Annotated in this window: 21 protein-coding genes, 1 tRNA gene and 1 riboswitch; of the genes, 11 read left to right on the top strand and 11 right to left on the bottom strand. The window is 63.5% G+C overall.

Annotated elements, in window-relative coordinates:
- Positions 1 to 37 precede the first annotated feature (37 nt).
- The 5 genes from cobO to ACYG9R_RS22770 form a co-directional block, all read right to left on the bottom strand.
- Positions 38 to 652, bottom strand: coding sequence for a cob(I)yrinic acid a,c-diamide adenosyltransferase (gene cobO, locus ACYG9R_RS22790; protein ID WP_023706118.1), 615 nt, complete (start codon positions 650 to 652; stop codon positions 38 to 40).
- Position 653: 1 nt separating this feature from the next.
- Positions 654 to 1,166, bottom strand: a complete 513-nt coding sequence (gene cobU / locus ACYG9R_RS22785) for a bifunctional adenosylcobinamide kinase/adenosylcobinamide-phosphate guanylyltransferase (protein ID WP_023710812.1) — start codon at positions 1,164 to 1,166, stop codon at positions 654 to 656.
- Positions 1,159 to 1,962: a CbtA family protein gene (locus ACYG9R_RS22780; RefSeq protein WP_023670783.1), complete on the bottom strand. Its 804-nt coding sequence runs from the start codon at positions 1,960 to 1,962 to the stop codon at positions 1,159 to 1,161. The genes cobU and ACYG9R_RS22780 overlap by 8 nt, the downstream gene beginning before the upstream one ends.
- Before the next feature lie 15 nt (positions 1,963 to 1,977).
- Positions 1,978 to 2,157, bottom strand: coding sequence for a CbtB domain-containing protein (locus ACYG9R_RS22775; protein WP_023670784.1), 180 nt, complete (start codon positions 2,155 to 2,157; stop codon positions 1,978 to 1,980).
- Positions 2,158 to 2,193: 36 nt separating this feature from the next.
- Positions 2,194 to 2,388: riboswitch (cobalamin riboswitch) on the bottom strand.
- Between the two features lie 67 nt (positions 2,389 to 2,455).
- Positions 2,456 to 3,148, bottom strand: a complete 693-nt coding sequence (locus tag ACYG9R_RS22770) for a gamma-glutamylcyclotransferase (protein WP_031199063.1) — start codon at positions 3,146 to 3,148, stop codon at positions 2,456 to 2,458.
- Positions 3,149 to 3,282: 134 nt separating this feature from the next.
- On the opposite strand from ACYG9R_RS22770, the gene ACYG9R_RS22765 reads away from it, so the two are divergent.
- A complete protein-coding gene (locus tag ACYG9R_RS22765; protein WP_023823096.1) occupies positions 3,283 to 4,458 on the top strand; it encodes an aromatic ring-hydroxylating oxygenase subunit alpha in 1,176 nt (391 codons plus the stop codon).
- A gap of 7 nt (positions 4,459 to 4,465) precedes the next feature.
- On the opposite strand, the gene ACYG9R_RS22760 is transcribed toward ACYG9R_RS22765, so the two are convergent.
- The gene (locus ACYG9R_RS22760; RefSeq protein ID WP_023710815.1) at positions 4,466 to 5,665 is read right to left on the bottom strand and encodes an MFS transporter; all 1,200 of its coding nucleotides are present in this window, start codon (positions 5,663 to 5,665) and stop codon (positions 4,466 to 4,468) included.
- 232 nt (positions 5,666 to 5,897) lie between these two features.
- Here ACYG9R_RS22760 and ACYG9R_RS22755 point away from each other — a divergent pair, with 232 nt between their 5' ends.
- On the top strand, positions 5,898 to 6,908 hold the full coding sequence (locus ACYG9R_RS22755) for a heparan-alpha-glucosaminide N-acetyltransferase (RefSeq protein WP_023733796.1): 1,011 nt from the start codon (positions 5,898 to 5,900) through the stop codon (positions 6,906 to 6,908).
- Positions 6,905 to 7,411, top strand: coding sequence for a methyltransferase family protein (locus ACYG9R_RS22750; protein WP_031199065.1), 507 nt, complete (start codon positions 6,905 to 6,907; stop codon positions 7,409 to 7,411). The genes ACYG9R_RS22755 and ACYG9R_RS22750 overlap by 4 nt, the downstream gene beginning before the upstream one ends.
- A 300-nt stretch (positions 7,412 to 7,711) precedes the next feature.
- Here ACYG9R_RS22750 and ACYG9R_RS22745 read toward each other — a convergent pair whose 3' ends face one another.
- Together ACYG9R_RS22745 and mgtE are read right to left on the bottom strand one after the other, a co-directional pair.
- Complete coding sequence (locus ACYG9R_RS22745; protein WP_006203215.1) at positions 7,712 to 8,098, bottom strand: MerR family transcriptional regulator; 387 nt, start codon at positions 8,096 to 8,098, stop codon at positions 7,712 to 7,714.
- A gap of 158 nt (positions 8,099 to 8,256) precedes the next feature.
- Positions 8,257 to 9,675, bottom strand: coding sequence for a magnesium transporter (gene mgtE, locus ACYG9R_RS22740; protein ID WP_023670790.1), 1,419 nt, complete (start codon positions 9,673 to 9,675; stop codon positions 8,257 to 8,259).
- A 266-nt stretch (positions 9,676 to 9,941) separates the two neighbouring features.
- On the opposite strand from mgtE, the gene ACYG9R_RS22735 reads away from it, so the two are divergent.
- The 5 genes from ACYG9R_RS22735 to sucD all read left to right on the top strand — a co-directional run bounded on the left by ACYG9R_RS22735 (position 9,942) and on the right by sucD (position 15,160).
- Complete coding sequence (locus ACYG9R_RS22735) at positions 9,942 to 10,607, top strand: response regulator transcription factor (protein ID WP_023670791.1); 666 nt, start codon at positions 9,942 to 9,944, stop codon at positions 10,605 to 10,607.
- Positions 10,608 to 10,753: 146 nt separating this feature from the next.
- Positions 10,754 to 11,944, top strand: a complete 1,191-nt coding sequence (locus ACYG9R_RS22730) for an aminotransferase class V-fold PLP-dependent enzyme (RefSeq protein ID WP_023731220.1) — start codon at positions 10,754 to 10,756, stop codon at positions 11,942 to 11,944.
- A gap of 10 nt (positions 11,945 to 11,954) precedes the next feature.
- Entirely contained in the window at positions 11,955 to 12,929 is a 975-nt protein-coding gene (locus tag ACYG9R_RS22725) for an HpcH/HpaI aldolase/citrate lyase family protein (protein ID WP_023670793.1), read from the top strand.
- 18 nt (positions 12,930 to 12,947) lie between these two features.
- Complete coding sequence (locus ACYG9R_RS22720) at positions 12,948 to 14,132, top strand: malate--CoA ligase subunit beta (protein ID WP_023712720.1); 1,185 nt, start codon at positions 12,948 to 12,950, stop codon at positions 14,130 to 14,132.
- A 128-nt stretch (positions 14,133 to 14,260) separates the two neighbouring features.
- Positions 14,261 to 15,160, top strand: coding sequence for a succinate--CoA ligase subunit alpha (sucD, locus tag ACYG9R_RS22715; protein WP_023823097.1), 900 nt, complete (start codon positions 14,261 to 14,263; stop codon positions 15,158 to 15,160).
- Positions 15,161 to 15,187: 27 nt separating this feature from the next.
- On the opposite strand, the gene ACYG9R_RS22710 is transcribed toward sucD, so the two are convergent.
- Positions 15,188 to 16,120 carry a TauD/TfdA dioxygenase family protein gene (locus tag ACYG9R_RS22710; RefSeq protein WP_023823098.1) on the bottom strand — a complete coding sequence of 311 codons (933 nt, stop codon included), beginning with the start codon at positions 16,118 to 16,120 and terminating at the stop codon, positions 15,188 to 15,190.
- A 399-nt stretch (positions 16,121 to 16,519) separates the two neighbouring features.
- Here ACYG9R_RS22710 and ACYG9R_RS22705 point away from each other — a divergent pair, with 399 nt between their 5' ends.
- On the top strand, positions 16,520 to 17,599 hold the full coding sequence (locus ACYG9R_RS22705) for a sensor histidine kinase (RefSeq protein ID WP_023823099.1): 1,080 nt from the start codon (positions 16,520 to 16,522) through the stop codon (positions 17,597 to 17,599).
- 237 nt (positions 17,600 to 17,836) lie between these two features.
- On the top strand, positions 17,837 to 18,070 hold the full coding sequence (locus ACYG9R_RS22700; RefSeq protein WP_081726779.1) for a GcrA family cell cycle regulator: 234 nt from the start codon (positions 17,837 to 17,839) through the stop codon (positions 18,068 to 18,070).
- Positions 18,071 to 18,270: 200 nt separating this feature from the next.
- On the opposite strand, the gene ACYG9R_RS22695 is transcribed toward ACYG9R_RS22700, so the two are convergent.
- A tRNA-Leu gene (locus tag ACYG9R_RS22695) sits at positions 18,271 to 18,355 on the bottom strand.
- Between the two features lie 338 nt (positions 18,356 to 18,693).
- Here ACYG9R_RS22695 and lipB point away from each other — a divergent pair.
- The gene (gene lipB, locus ACYG9R_RS22690; protein ID WP_023670798.1) at positions 18,694 to 19,437 is read left to right on the top strand and encodes a lipoyl(octanoyl) transferase LipB; all 744 of its coding nucleotides are present in this window, start codon (positions 18,694 to 18,696) and stop codon (positions 19,435 to 19,437) included.
- Positions 19,438 to 19,456: 19 nt separating this feature from the next.
- Here lipB and ACYG9R_RS22685 read toward each other — a convergent pair whose 3' ends face one another.
- The gene (locus tag ACYG9R_RS22685; protein ID WP_023823101.1) at positions 19,457 to 20,707 is read right to left on the bottom strand and encodes a peptidase M50; all 1,251 of its coding nucleotides are present in this window, start codon (positions 20,705 to 20,707) and stop codon (positions 19,457 to 19,459) included.
- Positions 20,708 to 20,847: the final 140 nt, after the last annotated feature.

The following is a 20,847-nucleotide window of genomic DNA, read 5'->3' as shown; positions in this document are numbered from 1 at the left end:
CCCCACAAGGGGGAGGGTAAAAGGTGAGGATAGCCCCTCAGAACTCAATCCCCTGCTGTGCCTTCACGCCGGCCGAAAAATGATGCTTGGTCACGCCCATCTCGGTGACGAGGTCGGCCGCCTCGACCAGCGCCGGCTTGGCGTTGCGGCCGGTGACGACGACATGCAGACCTTCGCGCCGCGCTTTCAGCGCCGCCACCACTCTGTCGAGATCGAGATAGTCGTAACGCAGCGCGATGTTCAGTTCGTCCAGCACGACGAGGCTGATCGAGGGATCGGCGATCAGTTCCAGCGCCTTGGCCCAGGCGGCTTCGGCCGCCTTAATGTCGCGCTTCAGATCCTGCGTCTCCCAGGTGAAACCCTCGCCCATCGTGTGCCAGACGACGCGGTCGCCAAACGCCGCGAAGGCATCCTTCTCGCCGGTGTGCCATTTGCCCTTGATGAACTGGACCATTCCGACGCGCTTGCCATAGCCGAGCATGCGCAGCGCCAGCCCGAAGGCAGCCGTGGTCTTGCCCTTGCCGGGTCCGGTGTTGACGATCAGCAGCCCCTTCTCGACCGTCTTTTCCGCGACCTCGGCGTCCTGCACCGCCTTGCGCTTGGCCATCTTGGCGCGATGGCGCTCTTCGTCTTTTGTGTCGATATCGGTCATCTCATTTCACCTTGAGCGGCAGCCCCGCCACCATCAGAAGCACCATATCAGCTACGACCGCGATCTGCTGGTTGAGCCGGCCGGCGGCATCGCGGAACCGGCGTGCCAGCGCATTGTCGGGCACGATGCCTTGTCCGACTTCGTTGGAGACCACGAACCACGGTCCGCGCGGCCGCGAAAGCACATCGGCCAGCCGCCGGCACTCCCCCTCCAGATCATGATCGGCCAGCATATGATTGGTTAGCCAAAGCGTCAGGCAGTCGACAAGCACCGGCTGGTTGTCCGGCAATGCCTCGAGCGCACCTGCAAGATCAAGCGGGGCGTCGATGGTCGCCCACCCCTCGCCACGGCGCGAGCGGTGCTGCGCGATGCGCTCGCGCATTTCGCCGTCATAGGCTAGCGCGGTGGCGATATAAGCCCATGGCGGCAGCAACGCCGTCGCCAAAGTTTCGGCATGCGCGCTCTTGCCGGAGCGCGCACCGCCGATGATGAAGGTCAAACTGCGATCAGGCAAAGCTGTCGCGCAGGCTGGTCGCGGTGCCGGCGAAGCGCGCGCGCACTACACCGACAACTGCGCCGAGCACCAGCCAGAACACCAGATTGGTCAGCGTCACCGCCACCACGAACTGATGATGCAGGCCCTCCGGGATCGGCGTTACGAAACTGTCAGGCTGCGGCGCGCCGACAATATGCGGGGCGACGATCAGGACGACGGCGAGCACGGTCAGGGGCGCCGACGTGCGGAAGGTGATAAGGGCAAGACCGATCGCCGTTGTCATCACCGTTGCCCACCACCAGATCTGGCGCTGCATGAGATCGGCCGCCGGCATTGCCGGCAGTTCCGGCGGCAGGCCGAGGCCTGGCGCCAGCGTGAACACGGCAAAGCCGGCCAAGCCCCAGAACACGCCCTGGCGCCAGCTGCCGATGCCGCCGGCGAACTCGGAAACCGCCACCAGGACCAGCGCGAAGCCGATGCCGGTGACGATATTGGCGACGACACTGAAGGCGAAACGCTCGAAGCCGTCGGCCGGCGCCCAGCCTTCGTCCTCCGCCGGCGCGGCTGCTTCAGCCGGTGCTGCGCTGCTCACCGCATTTTCCGCCGGCGCGGCGGTGCTCATGGCATCGGTGTCCGCAGCGTTGGCGGCGGGCGCCGCGGCATGCTGATGCTCATGGCCGCCACCAGCCTTTTCGTAGACCTCCGCCTTGAGGATCAGCGGCACGGTGGCGTAGGCCTGCATGCAGGCGAGAGCGACACCCGCCACGAGCCCTGCGATCGCCGCGATGAACACGACGTTGCGAAACAGGTTCATGATGTCAGATCCTCGTCAGTGGCAGGGAAACGCCATCGAATGGCGATAGTCGTGCGCCGCATTGTGGACCGCATCGATATGCGAGAAACCGACAACGCCGACGACGAAAATGCCCAGAAACGCGCTAAGCACGAGCTGCATGAAGCGCGACTGCGAGGAGACGGATGCGCCGAGGGAGACGGAAGCGGTATTCATATCTTGTCCTTTCGCCCTCCACCCGAGGGCATCGAAGTCAGTTCCCTGTCGCCGGCAGGTCTCCTGGCTCGCGGATCAGCGCCCTTCCCCACCTTCCCGAGGAAAAATCCTCAGTGGCTTGGAGAGGACTACCGCACACAGTTGCGGGGGCAGCCACGGCATTGGGCAACAAGTCAGCCCTCACCGCATTCCCTCTTGGTCCCTAACGGAACCGACGACATGCATGACTATAGGCTGAAACGGCCGCATCCGGCAAACCAAATTCCGCCGGCCAACAGCGCGAATGCGCCATGCGGCGTTACGGGTTCAACGCGGTGATCCGCTCGGCAACCAGCCGCTGCAGCCGCCACAGATGGCGATCGTGAATGCCGCGCTCTTCAAGGTTTTTCACCGTGTTGTAGAGATAGTCGGCGCCCGATCCCCAGTGCCCGCAGGACGTGGCCAGCCTTTCGACGATCTTGCCTTCGTCGAGCGGGCCGGAATAGGTCAGGCCGTTGCGGTTGATCACGAAGGCCAATGCCCTGAGCGGTCCGGCCTCGCTTGCAAGCTTCAGCATGCGCGGCCGGTAGCTTGTCGGCTTCAGCGTGACTTCGCGCCGGAAAAGCCGGCCCAACTGCTCGCGCCGGTTATTGTCGGTCAGCCGAAAGGCGACGCCCTTGCATTGTCCGCCACGGTCCAGCGCCATCATCAGGCCGGGGCTGACCTTGGTGCCGCGCCAGCGCGTCATGTTCATGCAAAAGGACCGATGCCAGCCGCGCGCCAGCGCAACGCGGTCCTCGACATAATCTATTTCCGGTTTCCAGATCAGCGATCCATAGCCGAACAGCCATAGCGGTTCGCTATCCGGGAGTTCGACCTGCAATTCATCCAGAAGCGCGTCATAGTCGGCTTCATCGAGATGCATCGCGTCCGGATCAGGCCCGGGGTCCCTGATCTCGCGCCAGCAGCGCGCGACCAGCTCCGGCGTAAGCGACATCTGTCGTGCGGCCACGTCCGAATCCCCCCAATTCCGAATGTCCCATGTCCACGACATGATTATGCGCCGCGCCTGCAACCGGCAATGCGGCACTCTGATTGACAAACGATTTGCCGGGGTGTCGGCTGACGCTTCATAGGAAGCCAGCCATGCATCCCAACCCGAGCGAGCGCGACCCCTATAACGGCCTGAGCCGGGCCGAACCGACGCTACCGTCATCGGGCTATTGGGATAGCGAGGCTTACCAGCGCGATCTCGAGGCCATCTGGTACAAAAGCTGGCTGCTCGTCTGCCGCGAGGCCGATCTTGCCCAGCCTTTGGCATTCAGGACATTCCGCGTCGGCACGCAGGAAATCGTCGTGCTGCGCGACGACACCGGCGAGTTGCGCGCCTTCCACAACACCTGCCGGCATCGCGGCTCGCAGCTTTGCCAGGAAAGCGAGGGCCGGCTGAAAGCGCGGCTCATCACTTGCCCCTACCATGCCTGGTCCTACTCGCTGCGCGGCGATCTCGTGCGCGTTCCCTCGAAATCGCTGCCAGATGGTTTCGACAAGGCAGATCATCCGCTCTACCGGGTGGCGCTGTCGGTGTGGCGCGGCTTTGTCTTTGTGAACCTTCAGCAGGCGACGGCCGGCTCCGCCGAGACCTCCTTCGATCCCGCATCCGGCGACCTCGCCAACTGGCCGCTGGAAACGCTGGTATCAGGCCATGTCCTGCGCAAGGTGATGAACTGCAACTGGAAAATCTTCTGGGAGAACTTCAACGAGTGCCTGCATTGCCCAGGCGTCCACAAGGACCTGTCTCGGCTGGTGCCGATATACGGCCGCGGCCTGATGAGCCGGCACGACGACCCCGACTGGGTCCGCCATGCCGACAATGACGCACCGGAGTTTTCGGGTGGCCTGCGCGCCGGCGCCGAGACCTGGTCGCGCGACGGACATGCCCATGGCCCGGTCTTCCCGGGCCTGACGCCAGCCGAGCGTGCGGCCGGACAGACCTATGCCACCAGCCTGCCCTCGATGTTCATCGTCGGCCATGTCGATTATGTCAGGACGGTGCGACTGATGCCGCTCGGTCCCGAACAGACCGAACTCACCGCCGAATGGCTGTTCGCGCCCGAGGCGCTGGCTGAGACGGACATCGACAATGTCGTCGCCTTCGGCACCCAGGTGCTGGAGGAGGATGCCGCGATCTGCGAGATCAACCAGAAAGGCCTGCGCTCCATGCGTCACGCGGCCGGCGTGCTGATGCCGGAGGAGTACGATCTGCACCGCTTCCACAACTGGGTGCGCGAGCGGCATGCAGCGCTTGAGGCAACCGCCTGATCGGCGACTAAAGCGACTTCGGCAGATAGCGCCAGGTGATAAAGCCGCAAACAGCGGCCAGAATGCCCAGCGTCACGAACACCGAGCCGAGGCCGAAAAACGCCAGCACCACCGAATAGACCAGCGGCGGCGTCAGCTCGGAAAAGTCGAGATAGGTGCGGTAGACCGCGGCCATCTGCGCCCGCTCATAGGACCGCACCGAGCGCATGAAGGCGGTCGAGCCCAGTGCATCGAGCGCGATGGTGAAGAAGGCGCCGCAGAGCAGGAAAAAGCCCGTAAGCAGCGGCGCGGTAGTGCCGACCGCGCCCGCCGCAAGCAGCGTCGCCGACATGGCGAAATAGGCGAAGGTCATGGTGCGCCGGCCGCCGAAGCGTTTTCCCGCTTTGCCCCAGAAGATCGCCATGAACAACAGCGCATTGCCGGCCGAAACCAGCAGGCCGCCGGCAAGCTTGCCCTCGCCGGTAATCACCATGAACAGCGGCCCGTAGACGAAGAACGTCGTCCAGAAGCAGGAGCGGCCGAAGGCGATCAGCCAGGCCAGCCTAAGCCTGGGTTGTGCTACGAAGCGGCCGATATTGGCCAGCGGATTGGCCGGCCGTGTCTTGCCCGGCCGGATCGACCGGTTGTCGCCCAGCCTGTAGGTCCAGAACAGCGCCAGCAAGGCCAACGCAAACACCGCGACCGCGCCATGCGCGGCATAGATGCCGTAGCGTGTGTAGAGGAAGATGCCGAGTGTCGGCCCGCCGGTCCAGGCCAGCATCGACCACGCCATGCGCAACGATTCGGCCTGCATGAAATCGGTCTTGCGGATGTGGTCCATGATGTAGAGGTTGAGCGTGATCGACAGGGCGCTCGCCCCCATGACGCGGCACAGCATGCCTGCCAGTTGCCCGGCAAGCGTGTGGGTGACGAAGAACAGCGAGCCTATCGCCAGCAGGCAGGCGCCGGCGGTATAGACCCAGCGCCGGGCAAACCTGCGGATCAAGATCGGCATGAACAAGGTCACCGACAGGCCGAGCAGCGCCACGATGGTGTAGAGGATCGAGACGATCTGCTCGTTGTGCAGAATCTCATAGGCCTGGATCGGGATGACGCTCGATACCGTGGCGCGGGCGAAGGATTCGACCGCATAGAGCGAAGCAAAGGTGCGGGCATCCGCCGGACGCAGGGCCGGAAGCCAGATCGGATGGCGCACATGGGTGGACATTTGATCCCCAAATCAGACTCGCAGCCCAAATCTGCGCTGGCGCTTCCTCCGCCGGTAACAGGAAACCGACCCCTTCCCGGCAAAAAGCGAATTCGGCCAAAGGCTTTCCGGCTCTGGCCTAAAGCGTCGCCCGATGCAGCCGCACGGCGCGACCCGGAGCGTAGAGGGCGGCCTTCTTTTGTCCGGTGCAACCGTGATAGTCGTCTTGGGGGCTGAATCAGATCGCGAGACCATGAGCATCCATACCGCACCCCCTGGAGATCAACTGAAGCGAGATCAACCGAAGCGCATCGTCGCCATCGATGTCGTACGCGGCATCGCGCTGATCGCCATGGCGAGCTACCACTTCACCTGGGATCTCGAAAATTTCCACTACACCGATCCCGGCCTCACCGCCGTCGGCTGGTGGAAGATCTATGCGCGCTGCATCGCCTCGACCTTCCTGTTCCTGGTCGGCGTCAGCCTGTTTCTCGCGCATGGCAGGCAGATCCGCTGGACCGGCTTCTGGAAACGCTTTGCCATGGTCGCCGTCGCGGCCGCCGCTATATCGGCGGTCACGTACTTCATCACGCCGGACAGCTTCATCTTCTTCGGCATCCTGCATCAGATCGCGCTGGCCAGCCTGCTCGGCCTTTTGTTCTTGCGGCTGCCGTCCTTGCTGGCGCTTGTCGTGGCGGCGGTGGTGATCGCCGGGCCGATCTATTTCCGATCCGAAGCCTTCGATCATCCGGCGCTGTGGTGGGTCGGCCTGTCGGCGATCAACCCGCGCTCCAACGATTACGTGCCGCTGTTTCCCTGGTTCGGCGCCGTGCTTCTCGGCATCGCCGCGGCAAAGTTTGCGTCCACCACCGGCCTGCTGGCGCGGCTGGCCACGCTGGGATCAGGAAGCTGGACCAGGCCGCTCACCTTCATCGGCCGCCACAGCCTGGCTTTCTATCTGATCCACCAGCCGCTGCTGTTCGGCTGCGTCTGGCTGTTCTCGCAGATCGCGCCGGCGCCGGTCGAGACACGGGAAGTAGTCTTCCTCAAGGAATGCCAGGTATCCTGCGAACAGCAGCGCGACACGGAGTTCTGCACCAGCTATTGTGTGTGCATGCTGGACACGCTGCAAAGCGAAGCGGCATTCGACCGGCTCTACAATGGTGACCAGACCCCGGAGTTCAAAGCGCATCTCGGTGAACTCGCCGGCATCTGCACCGCAAGGACGGAGGAGAGTCCGATGACGCAGGGAGGGCAACAATGACCGACAAGCTCACAAAACCCGGGCTGGCAAAACCCGATCTACCGAGACCACGGCTGATCCCATGGCCGCCGCTGATCTACATCGCCGCCATTGCCATCAGCATCGCGCTCGGCCTGTTCTATCCCCTGCCCTGGATCGGCGACCTCTTGGGCGACCTTTTGTTTGCCGCCGGCTTTGTGGTGCTGTTTGCCGTCGCAGCCCTCTGGTTCACCGCTATCCGCACCATGATCGGGGCCAAAACGACGATGAACCCCAATGGCGTGCCGGATCATCTGGTGACGTCCGGCCCGTTCGGCGTGACGCGCAACCCGATGTATCTGGCCAACACGCTGCTTTTGATCGGCGTCGCCTTCGTCTCGGGGATCGTATGGTTCCTGCCGCTGGCTTTGATCGCGGCATTTGCAACGCAGAAGGTCGCCATCGAGAGCGAGGAGAAGGTGCTGTTCGCCAAATTCGGCAAGAAGTACCGCGACTATGCGAAGCGGGTCAGGCGCTGGATCTGAGGCGGCGTGGCAGGGGTGTATACCTTGGCGATTAGCTGGCGCATCCGTTTCTTCGTCATCCACGGGCGGAGCAAGGAGCGTAGCGACGCAGCACAGACCCGAGGATCCATGCCGCGACTCCAGAGCGTTGCTATGGTCCAGAATTCGCTACCGCTGCACTCCACGACCGATGTCACGGAATGGATTCTAGGGTCTCCGCGACGGAGCTTCGCTCCTGCTTCGCCCTAGAATGACGAAGTGTGGAAGGCCTCCGCTAATCGCGAACGTTTGCGACGGGCGCGCAAACGCTCGACGGTCCGCTCAGGTATTAACCCCCAGCTCCACCAGCCGCTCGACGCAAGACTCCTCAGCCTGGTCGAGCTCCGCCAGCGTCTCCTCGAGATCGCGGCGCTTCTGCCTGAGATCCTCGCGCTTTTCCTCGATGCGCTTGATCATCAGCTTGAGTTGACCGACCTCGCCGGGCGGTTCCTTATACATCTGGATGATTTCGCGGATCTCGTTGATCGAGAAGCCGAGCCGTTTCCCGCGCATGATCTGGCGGATCAGATGCCGGTCAGATGGGCGAAACAGCCTTGTGCGGCCCCGCCGGACCGGTTGCACCAGCCCCTCATCCTCGTAGAAGCGCAGCGTCCGCGTCGACACGTCGAATTCGCGGGTCAGTTCGGTGATCGAATAATATTCCCGCATCTTTGCTCCAAATGTCGGAACATCGGAAAACGCCCGGTCGCCCGGGATTTCCAACGCATTCCGATCAACCCCGTTCCAAGCCGGACTCGGCATGAAACCCCGCGCAAGCCTCGCACCACATTTACGTAAAAGTCAATTGAGCCCGCAACGCCTCTTTCTCAAGGGATAGCGAACCACCAGGTGGCCAGCCCCAGGAAGGCAAAGAAGCCAACGACGTCGGTGACGGTGGTGACGAAAACCGCCGACGCCACCGCCGGATCGATCTTGAACCGGTCGAGCAATAGCGGGATCAGGATACCGGCAAGGGCTGCCACGAACATGTTGATGATCATCGCCGCCGCTATGATGCCGCCCAGATTGGCATCGCGGAACCAGACGGCCGCGACGATGCCGATCAGCACGGCGAAGATGATGCCGTTGATGGAACCCACGCCCATTTCGCGGCGGATGATGCGGCCGGCATTGTAGATGTCGAGATCCCTGGTCGCCAGCGCGCGTACCGTGACGGTCATGGTCTGCGAACCGGCATTGCCGCCCATGCCGGCCACGATCGGCATCAGCACGGCCAGTGCCACGATGTGCTCGATGGTGCGGTCGAACAGGCCGATCACCGACGCCGCCAGGAACGCCGTCAACAGGTTGACCAGCAGCCAGGGAACGCGCGAGCGCGAGGTCGAAAGAATGCTGTCGGACAACTCTTCGTCGCCGACGCCGCCCATGCGCAGCAGATCTTCCTCGGCCTCCTGCTGGATGACGTCGACGACGTCGTCGATGGTCAGCACGCCGACCAGCCGCTCGTTCTCGTCGACGACGGCGGCGGACAGAAGATCGTATTGCTCGAAGTCCCGCGCCGCCTCTTCCTGGTCCATGGTGGCCGGAATGGCGTGCCTCGTCTCGTGCATCACGTCTCCGACCTTGGTCGTGCGCTTGGTGCGCAGGATCTGGTCGAGGTCGATGGCGCCGAGCAACTTGAAGCTTGGATCGATGACGAAGATCTGGCTGAACCGCTCGGGCAGGTTCTTGTCTTCGCGCATGTAGTCGATGGTCTGGCCTATGGTCCAGAACGGCGGCACGGCGACGAACTCGGTCTGCATGCGGCGGCCGGCGGTCTCTTCCGGGTAGTCGAGCGAGCGGCGCAGCCTGATCCGCTCGGTGAACGGCAGCTGCGACAGGATCTCGTCCTGGTCTTCCTTTTCAAGATCTTCGAGAATGTAGACCGCGTCGTCGGAATCGAGGTCCTGCATGCCCTGGGCAATTTGCTCATTGGGCATATTGTCGACGATATCGCGGCGGATCGCCTCGTCGACCTCGGTCAGCGACGAGAAGTCGAAGTCGGCGCCGAGCAGTTCGACAAGGGCGCGACGCTGTTCGGGGTGCAGGGCCTCGAGCAGATCGCCAAGTTCCGACTGGTGCAGGTCGTCGACTTCGCGCTTCAGCGTCAGCGTATCGCGATCGGCGATCGCCGCCCCGATCTGGGCGAGGAATGATGACAGAACGGCGCCGTCCTCGCCATAGATGTCGGCGTGGGCATCGTCAGCGGCTTTGGCGCCGGTCGTGTGGTCGTCCTGGCGTTCCACCAGCGGCTCCCGCCATGGGAATTTCGGAAAAGGTGCCTGTCAGGTCTAGCGCGCAACGCACGGTAATATCAAACGAAATGCGCCCCGCCCTGCATATGGGCGAGAGCGATTTCATCAGGATATGACGCCGCCCAGGATTCAGGCGGCGCGACAGCGCATGTCGCTGGGGAAAGAGCACCCCAGCACGGTTGGGGCAGAATTGTCATGATGCAGGTTCAGGCAAAGGCCGGACCCGCCCAGGCGACAACCAGAACAGCCGGAAGCCCTTGAAGATCAGGTCGCAGACGCAGAAAGCAATCGAGGAACGGCGCGTGCGCGTGGTCGTGGCCGAACGCAATCCGCTCGTGATATCGGCGCTGCGCGACATGCTGGACTGCGACGGGCGCTTCGAGCTCCTGGCCTGCGTGCAAAGCGGCAGGCATTTTCTTGAGTTGGCAGCGGAAGGCGAATTCGACGTCGCAATCATCGGGTGGAAGCTTGCCGACATGGACGGCGCCGATGTGCTGGCCGAGGTTCACAGCCGCAAGCTCGGCGTGCGCATCGCGGTGTTTTCCAACGACCACGACATCGGCATCCTGAAGCAGTGCGTGCGCCTCGGCGCCCAGGGCTACTGCTTCCAGTTCGACGATCCAGCGATCATCTTCGAGACCATCCTGGCCGTCGCGCATGGACGCATCTGCATCCCCTACATCGACATCAATAAGGTCAACGACACGCCCTTGTCGCTGCTCACCGTGCGCGAGCGCGAACTGCTGGCCGTGCTGTCCGACGGCTGGACCAATTTGCAGATCGCGACGCGTACGGGGATTTCCGAGAACACGGTGAAGTATCACCTCAAGAATCTCTACGACAAGCTCGACGTCCGCAACCGGGCGATGGCCGTCGCGCTCTATGCGCGCGAGCGGCGTACCCAGAAGCAGCCGTTCGGGTAGGAAAGCGATGAGCCGCGGGTAGGTCACCCGGGTAGGCAACCCCCACCCGCGCGCGGCAAGATGTTACCTCTTGAGGTGTTGTTGCCATTAGCCGTCGAAACGAAACTCCCCATCACCGCTTTGCTGGATCAGGAGGAGTTCGCGACATGGCCGGTTTCACCCATCTTTTCATTCCCGGACCGACCAACATTCCCGAACAGGTCCGCCAGGCGATGAACCTGCCGATGGAGGACATGCGTGCAGCATCCTTCCCCGATCTCACGCTACCGCTGTTCGAAGACATCAAGACGGTGTTCAAGAACGAGACCGGCCGCGTCTTCATCTATCCCTCCTCCGGCACCGGCGCCTGGGAAGCGGCGATGACCAATGTGCTCAGCCCCGGTGACCGCGTGCTGATGTCGCGCTTCGGCCAGTTCTCGCATCTGTGGGTCGACATGGCCGAACGGCTCGGCTTCGAGGTCGATGTCATCGACTGCGAATGGGGAACCGGCGTGCCGCTCGAGCTCTATGCCGAGCGGCTCAGGGCCGACAAGGCGCACCGCATCAAGGCAGTCTTCTGCACCCAAAACGAGACCGCGACCGGCGTGACCAGCGACGTCGCCGGCTGCCGCGCCGCGCTCGATGACGCCAACCACCCTGCTTTGCTCTTCGTCGACGGCGTCTCGTCGATCGGCTCGATCGACTTTCGCCAGGAGGAATGGGGCGTCGATTGCGCGGTCAGCGGCTCGCAGAAGGGTTTCATGCTGCCCGCCGGCCTCGGTTTCCTCTCCGTCAGCAAGAAGGCGCTGGTGGCCTCGCGGAGCGCCACCCACCGCCGCTGTTTCTTCTCCTTCGAAGATATGATCCGCGCCAACGACGCCGGCTATTTCCCTTATACGCCGGCTACTCAGCTGCTGCGCGGCCTGCGCGCCTCGCTCGACCTGATCGCCGAGGAAGGGCTGGAAAACATCTTCGCCCGTCACCATCGCCTCGCCGAAGGCGTGCGCAAGGCGGTCGACGCCTGGGGCCTGAAGCTCTGCGCCAAGACGCCTAAATGGCACTCCGACACCGTCAGCGCCATCCTGGTGCCGGACGGCGTCGACAGCGGCGATGTGGTCAAGCGCGCCTACCAGAAATACCAGACCGCGCTCGGCGGCGGCCTCAACAAGGTGATCGGCAAGGTCTTCCGCATCGGCCATCTCGGCTGGCTGAACGAGGTGATGGTGCTGGCCTCGCTCTCGGCCGCCGAAATGGCGCTGCTCGACTGCGGCGTACGGCTGGCGCCCGGCTCCGGCGTCGGCGCCGCCATCCAGCACTTCCGCGCCTCGGCCGCCGTGCCGGTCGCCGAAGCCGCCTGAGGAGCCGACAATGAGCCACACCATCAACCACCTCAAGAAATTACGGCTGCAGCGCAGCGAGCTGGCGGTTCCAGGCTCCAGCCCGGAAATGATCGACAAGGCGGCCAACAGCGCCGCCGACTTCATCTTCCTCGACATCGAGGATGCGGTCGCCCCGCCCGACAAGGAACGCGCCCGCAAGAACATCATCCAGGCGCTCAACGACATCGACTGGCGCGCCAAGGGCAAGACCGTCTCGGTGCGCATCAACGGCCTCGACACGCACTACATGTACCGCGACGTGGTTGACGTCATGGAGCAGGCCGGTGACCGGCTGGACACCATTTTGGTGCCGAAGGTCGGCGTGCCGGCCGACCTCTACATGGTCGAGGCCATGGTCAACCAGATCGAGATGGCAAAGGGTTTCAGGACCCGCGTCGGCCTCGAAGCGCTGATCGAGACCGCGCTCGGCATGGCCAATGTCGAGGCGATTGCCGCGACACCCGGCCGGCTGGAAGCCATGCATTTCGGCGTCGCCGACTATGCGGCAAGCTGCAAGGCGCGCACGGTCAACATTGGCGGCCTCAACCCCGACTATCCCGGCGATCAGTGGCATTTCGCTCTGTCGCGCATGACCGTCGCCTGCCGCGCCTATGGCTTGCGCGCCATTGACGGGCCGTTCGGCGACTTCTCCGATCCGGAGGGCTACATCGCTGGCGCCAGGCGCGCGGCGGCGCTGGGCATCGAAGGCAAGTGGGCGATCCACCCCTCGCAGATCGCGCTTGCCAACGACGTCTTCTCTCCACCGGAAAAAGAGGTCACCCGCGCCCGGCGCATCCTCGAAGTGCTGAAGGAGGCGGAGGCGCAGGGCAAGGGAGCGGCCGCACTCGACGGCAAGATGATCGACGCAGCGTCGGAACGCATGGCGCGCAATGTTCTGGTGGTCAACGAGGCAATCGAACGGGCCAGCCAATTCTCTAGCGAGCCGCGCGTCGCCACGCATTGACTGTTCAGGGAGGACAAAATGGACATCCACGAATATCAGGCCAAGGAACTGCTGGCACGCCACGGCGTGCATGTGCCGCGCGGCGGGCTGGCCTACAGCCCCGAGCAGGCGACCTACAGGGCCCGCGAGATCGGCGGCGCCAAATGGGTGCTGAAGGCGCAGGTGCATTCCGGCGCCCGCGGCAAGGCCGGCGGCATCAAACTGTGCGCCAATGACGAGGAGATTTCCAGCGCGGCCGAGGGCATGCTCGGCCGCAAGCTGGTGACACAGCAGACCGACCCGCGCGGCAAGCTGATTTCGCGCCTGTATCTCGAGGAAGCCGTCGATATCGCGCAGGAGCTCTATGTCGGCTTCGTGCTCGACCGCAAGGAAGAGCGCGTCATGATCGTGGCGTCCGCTGCCGGCGGCATGGAGATCGAGGACATCGTCGAGAAGGCACCGAACTCCATCCTGCGCACATCGGTCGATCCCGGCGTCGGCATGCAGCGTTTCCAGGCGCGCGAGATCGCCTTCGGGCTCGGCCTCGACCACAATCTGATCGGCAAGGCGACCGAAACCATCTTCGCCTGCTATCAGGTGTTCCGCGACTACGACGCCTCGATGCTGGAGATCAATCCGCTGGTGGTGACCCGCGACGGCAATCTGATCGCGCTCGACGCCAAAATGTCGTTCGACGAGAACGCGTTGTTCCGCCGGCCGGAAATCTCCGAGCTGCGCGACAAAAGCCAGGAAGATCCGCGCGAAACTTTTGCCAGCGACCGTGGCCTCTCCTATGTCGGCCTCGACGGCAACATCGGCTGCATCATCAATGGCGCAGGGCTCGCCATGGCGACCATGGACATGATCAAGATCGCCGGCGGCGAACCGGCCAACTTCCTCGACATCGGTGGCGGCGCCTCGCCGGAGCGGGTGGCGAAATCCTTCCGCGCCGTGCTCGGCGACAAGAATGTCGAGACCATCCTGGTCAACATCTTCGCCGGCATCAACCGCTGCGACTGGGTCGCCGAAGGCATCATCAAGGCGATACGCGAGGTCGGCGTCAACGTGCCGCTGGTGGTCCGTCTCTCCGGCACCAAGGCCGAGGAAGGCCGCCGCATCCTGGCCGATTCCGGCGAGGCGGTAATCGTTGCCGACACGCTGGCCGAAGCCGCCGAAAAAGCCGTCGCTGCCTGGCGCGCGGCCACCAAGAAAAAAGCAGCCTAGAGCCGGATGATTTCAGGTCGAATCGACCTGAAATCTGAATCCGTCTCTAAAATCAAACAGATGGAGCATGATGTCGTCCGAAAACCGCTTCACACTTTTCGGCATCATGCTCTAGGGAGGTCGAGAAAATGGCAATCCTGCTCAACCGCAGCACCCGCGTCATCGTCCAGGGGTTCACCGGCAAGATCGGCAGCTTCCATGCCGAGGACATGAAGCGCTACGGCACCAAGCTGGTCGGCGGCGTTACGCCCGGCAAAGGCGGCCAGAAGCATCTTGGCCTGCCCGTCTTCAACACGGTCAAGGGCGCGGTGCGCGAGACCCGCGCGGAGGCCAGCATCGTCTTCGTGCCGCCGCCTTTTGCCGCCGATTCGATCATGGAAGCGGCCGACGCCGGCATAAAACTCTGCGTCTGCATCACCGACGGCATCCCGTCGCAGGACATGATGCAGGTCAAGCGCTACATGCTGCGCTACCGCTACGAGGACCGCATGCGGCTGATCGGCCCGAACTGCGCCGGCGTCATCACGCCCGGACAGGCGCTGATCGGCATCATGCCCGGCAGCATCTATCTGCCTGGCCGCGTCGGCATCGTCGGCCGCTCCGGAACGCTCGGCTACGAGGCGGCGTCGCAGATGAAGTCGCTCGGCATCGGCGTGTCGACCAGCGTTGGCATTGGCGGCGACCCGATCAACGGCTCGTCCTTCAAGGACATGCTGAAACTGTTCGAACAGGATGACGACACCGACGCCGTGGTGATGATCGGCGAGATCGGCGGACCGCAGGAAGCCGAAGCGGCCATCTGGGCGCGCGACAATATGAGGAAGCCGCTCATCGCCTACATCGCCGGCCTCTCCGCCCCCAAAGGCCGCCGCATGGGCCACGCCGGCGCCATCATCTCGGCCTTCGGCGAGTCGGCGCAGGAAAAGGTGGAAATCTTGAAAGAAGCCGGCGTGATCATCGTGCCGACGCCGTCGTCGTTTGGTGAGGTGGTTGCAGAGACGCTGGCGGGGATGAAGAAGGCCGCCTGAACAGCGGCCTTCGCGTTCGACCGCGCCTCATGCCGCCTTGTCGGCTGCCGGCTTCGCGACCTTGGTGCGGGTGGCGCTGCGGCGGCCGTCGACGCTGACCGGAACGTCGCCGTCGACCGTGGCGCGACGGACCACCCGGTGCTGGTCGCCGTAATCGTTGACGGCGTAGTGTTGCGTCGCGCGGTTATCCCAGATCGCCACATCGCCGGCCTTCCAGCGCCAGCGCACGGTGTTCTCCGGCGCCGTGACATAGGACTGGAACACCTCGTAGAGCTTCGCTGAATCGCTTTTGGAAAGACCGATCAGCCGTTGCACGAAATTGCCGAGCAGCAGCGTGCGCTCGCCTGTTTCGGGATGGACGCGGACAACGGGATGCTCGGTCTCGTAGATCGTCGAGGTGAAGATTTCCTCGAAGTGCTTCTTTTCCGCGGCGCTCGCACGCGGCCGCACCGCGGCGTAATCGTAGGCGTTGCTGTGCACCGCCCAGAGATTGTCGGCGAGCAGTTTCAACGGCTCGGGCAGGTCCTGGTAGGCGGCCGCGGTGTTCGACCAGATGGTGTCGCCGCCGGCCGGCGGTATGACGACGCCGCGAAGAACGGAGAATTTCGGATAGGCGTCGACGAAGGTGACATCGGTATGCCATTGGTCGGCGCGACCGCCGCCACGGCTGGAATCGAGTTCGAGAATGGACGCCGTTCCCTTGACGGGACCTTGGGTCGGATGCGGGACGAGGTCGCCGAGACGCTGGGCAAAGCGCTCCTGCCCGGCATCGTCGAGATGCGCCTGGTCGCGGAAGAACACCACCTTGTGCCGCAACAGGATCTGGTTGATCGCCGCGACCGTCTGCTGTGGCAGGTCGCCGGAGAGCCGAATGTTCCTGATCTCTGCGCCGACGCGTCCGGTAAGCGGGACAATATCGGAAACCGGGATGATCTGCTCTACGGGGGTAAGTCTGGTCATGGGAACCTCTTCCTCTAAAGCCGCGGGCTGGTGGCAATGCTCCGCCGTCTGCCGGCCGCATAGCGATCGGCGGAGCAACTCCCTCATCGGGAGCCGACTTGCTTGGCAACGAGAGCACTGATCTCAGCTCAGGAGGCGAAGGCCGCCAAGGCTTGCGAGCAGTACCGAGATCCCATTCAAAGCGTAATTCTACAAATTCCATAGACATTTCTTTTCAAAGTTCGGCGGCCCTGAGAAAAATGCCTTCTGTCCAATTCGTTCGTGAGCGGCAGGCGGTGGAGCGCTGCGCGACGCGGCCCGCACCAGTAGTGACGCTGTCGTATCCCCTTCGATATTGGAGATGGCGGGTGAATTGCATGCCTGATATTGATGGCTTCCACGCATCACGCAGGCGCCGAGATGACAGACTCCGATAAGGCTGACGCTGTCGAGCAATTGCTCGATACGCCTGACCTCGCCACCGCGCTGGAAAGCGACCAGTTCAAGAAATTTCTCGACCAGATGCCGATCGCGATCGCCGTCTCGGAATTGATCGCGAAGGAACGTGTCGTCTACGCCAATCCCGAATTCGAGAAGCTCTCGGACCTCAAGGCGCCGAAGCTTGCGCGGGAAAACTGGGCGGCCCTTTCCGGCAGGGGGCTTCATCGGCAGAAGGACAGGCCGCTCGCCGAGGCTGTCGTTGAAGACACCGATTTCGTCGGCACATTTCGCCTCGAGCGCGGCGAGGACAAGCCGGCAATCGTCGACGTTTATTCCAACGTTATCGAGGACGACAACGGCAAGCTCTGCTTCCGGCTGGTGGCGCTTGTCGACGTCACGGCACACGGTGAGACCGAGGACGCGCGACCCGCGGAGGAGCTCATCCGGGAGAAGGACACCCTGTTGCGCGAACTGCAGCATCGGGTGAAAAACAATCTGCAGATGATCACCGCTTTGATCCGGATGGAAACCCGCAACGCCACCGAACCGGACCAGAAGCGTTTCGAAAGGCTTGCCGGCCGGGTAGACGCATTGGCAATCCTCTACCAGACATTGTCGGCTGACCAGCAGAAGGATGAGGTGGATCTTGGCGTGTATCTCAGCCAGATCGCGTCCGCCGTCATGGCGTCGCACGCAGTCGAAGGTATCCGCCTCGACCTTAAGGTGGATACCTATCCGGTATCCATCAACGTTGCCATGCCGACAGGCCTGGTCGTCAATGAGTTGCTGACCAACGCTCTCAAACATGCATTCGTCGGGCGCGATGGCGGCACGATCACGCTGCACAGCGTCGTCAGCGGCGATGGTTGCCGGGTGACTGTCGCCGATGATGGGATCGGTCTGCCGACGGGTGAGACCTGGCCCAGGCCCGGCAAGCTCGGCTCCTTGATCGCGCGGTCGCTGACCGAAAATGCCAAGGCGCAATTCGACGTCAAGTCGAGTGCCGGCGAGGGAACCAGGGTCACCATCGTCTTCAACCGATCGGCGGCGACGGACTGAGGCTATGACCTGTCCGGCCGGGATTTGCCGGCGCGTCGTTACTGCTTCGGGCGCTCGCGGGTGTGGCCTTAAGTCGCAAACGATTTGGCTGAAGAAGCGGGGCGCCGGGCTTCTTTGACGGTACGATCAGCACCATATGTGGTCCACAGCCCTCCAAAACGAGAGAAGCTCGCTCCGGCGGGTCGCACTGCGGCCGTCGGCCGGCAATGGCTATGAACCAGGAAACTGAAAACCATCATGCATGAAAATATCAGACCAGCGTCTAGAGACGTCCCCCTCATTCAGCTAGGCCTCAACCAGTGCCGCTTTCCGGTGAGCGAAGACCGCTCGGTACCCGGTGGCTACCGTTTTTGTGCCGGGCCAACGTCGCCGGATCGCGTCTATTGCGATCACCACCACACCGTCGTGACGGCCGTTGACCCTCGTCGAGCCCGCCCGGGTCTCCATTTCCCTCAACGACGCGCCGCTTAGGTCGCCCACATCCCCTGCCCCGCCACCGGCAAAGCCGGGGACTCGGGTGCAGGAGGCTGGCCGGTGCGAGCCAAGCGGCGTTCGCGTGCGGCTCTGCGACCTCTTGTTGCAACTCTGCTGCGGCCGGTTCAAGCGCCAAAGGCGATGATTTGGCGTCGACGGCCTGAGAAGTCGCAATGATTTCAATGGCCGAAAAATTATGGTGCGGTCGAGAAGACTCGAACTTCCACGGGTTGCCCCACAGCGACCTCAACGCTGCGCGTCTACCAATTCCGCCACGACCGCCCGTGGTAGGAGCCGGAACGAACCGGCTCGCGGCGTGTAGCAAATCGTTTCCGGCGAAACAAGGGCGCGGCGCGCAATAATCGCCGCAAATTGGCATATCGGCCTCTACAGCGCCGCGCGTCCTGTGGGACGCGCAAAGGACGCTGCAGCACTTTGATTTGGCGCATGATCCTTTCCGAAGATCGTTCCTATCTTCGGGGTCGTGCGCGAAGGCCGAAATGCGTGGCGAACTGGACGTTTCAGCCGGATACCGCCATATGAAGGGCAAATGCATTTGGCCCCAGAGCGCAAGCCGGTTTCGCCAAGCCGGCGTGCGTCACGCGAAAAACGAAAAAGCCATGACCGAACGCAGCCAGATCGCCACGTCGTTCCTGCCCTTGCCGGGTTCGGCGCCGGTCGAATGGCGCATCGAGCCCGGCCTGACCGGCTACACCGATGCGCTGGCCCTGATGGAAGCGCGCGCCGAGGCGATCCGCACGGGTGCGGCCGCCGAGATGGTCTGGCTGGTCGAGCATCCGCCGCTTTACACCGCCGGCACCAGCGCCCGCATCGAGGACTTGATCGACCCCGACCGTTTCCCGGTCTTTGCCGCGGGGCGCGGCGGCGAATACACCTATCACGGGCCGGGGCAGCGGGTTGCCTATGTCATGCTTGACCTGAAGCGCCGGCGCGAGGATGTGCGCGCCTTCGTCGCCGCGCTCGAGCAGTGGATCATCGGCACGCTTGCCGCCTTCAATGTGCGCGGCGAACGCCGCGAGGACCGCGTCGGAGTCTGGGTGGTGCGGCCCGAGCGCCCGTCCCTGCCCGACGGCTCGCCGGCTGAAGACAAGATCGCGGCCATCGGCATCCGGCTGCGGCGCTGGGTGAGCTTTCATGGCATTGCCGTCAATGTCGAGCCGGATCTCAGCCATTTCAGCGGCATCGTGCCATGCGGCGTGCCGGATCACGGCGTCACCAGCCTCGTCGACCTCGGCCTGCCCGTGACCATGGGCGATTTCGACCTGGCGCTGAAATCCGCCTTCGAGGATGTTTTCGGGGCAGCGGAGTCAACTTCTGCAGAACCGGCTCGCAAGGCCGGCTGAGTCTCGCCTCGACCAACGCTCAAAGCAACCGCGCCGAGGCCCACAACAGCCCGAAACCGTGAATGGCGAAGACGGCCAGCAGCGCGCCGGCCATGGCGAAACGGTCGAAGATGCGGATCGGCTTCAATTCGTGGCGCGGTTTTACCCCGCTACCCACTGTCATCAGGCTGAGGATGGCAAAGACGGCGCCCGCCACCAGCAGAAAGCTTTGGGAAAAGCCGGCCAGCCAGCCAAGCCATAGCAAGGCCGAGAGCAGGGAAAACGAGGCGAGCGCCAGGGCGACCGGCCCCGGGCAGATCTGGCGCAGCACCTGACCGCCGTCGAATTTCCACACCGGCACCAGATTGGCGATGTTGAACAGCGCGGCAAAGCCGGCAAGCGTCGCCAGAAGGGCCGCGGCGAGCCGATGTCCCTCGCCGGATGCGAGCCCGCTGGCGACGATCAGCAGCGGTACCAGGAACGCGGAAAAACCAGCGCCCATCAGCGCCACGAAGGCGACCTCGAAGCGGCTGTCATAAGGCCGGCCGCCAATGGCGATGCCGCCGAGCAGCGGGATAAAGATCATCCGCGCCTTGCGATGACCGGTTAGCCGAAAGGCCGCCATGTGGCCGAGCTCATGCAGGGCAACCACCGAGGTCAGGATCGCGGCCAGCGCCAGGCCGCCGAGATTGAGCCCGAAGAACGGCCAAAGGATGAAAGCCGACAGAACGGCGAAACCGACCTGGCTCAGCGGATGCTCGAACCAGCCGCCCTTGCGATACTGTCCGGTCCTCGCCCAGATCTCCAGCTTGCCGAGCTCGCGGCGCATGGCGAAGTAGCGGAACACCAGGAAGGCGACGCCGCGATAGCGATCGGTCTGACTGAGCGTCACCCGCGTGCCGGCACCTTCCGAGGTGAGTTCGGTGGTCTCATAAAAATCCTTCCAGAACGACGCGTCGAGCGCGGTATCCTCGATGACCCGCATCGAAAAACGACTGCCTTCGACGACGTCCTCGAAGCGCGACCTGCGCTCGATCGGCTGGCCGTCGCGGCCTTCCCACGACAGCAGGATGCGGGCCGTGCCCTGCCCGTCCAGCGGCTGGGCCGAGAGTATCTCGCCGGACCAGCCGGCATCGCTGCCTAGCGGCCACAGCGCCTGCCAGAGGCGCTGCCGGTCCATCGTAATCACGCGGCTGAGCCTCACCGTGCGCAAACCGAGCGGCGCAGTCATCAAAAGGAAAATCAATCCGAGATTACCGGCCACCAGAAGGGCCGTCACGATCGGCGACACCTGAGGTTTTTGCTCCCTGTATTTGGCAGGGCAGTCTAGCGGCACGGCGGCAAGAAAGGCTTAACGGCACAACGCCCCTCCTGCCCGCCTAAAACACTGCAGCGAACAGCAGTTGCATCACATGGCGCCGATCCAGACGG

It is taken from the genome of Mesorhizobium sp. RSR565B (assembly GCF_054719465.1).
Note: the sequence above shows the minus strand (reverse complement) of the source record. Positions and strands in the feature narration are given on the sequence as shown.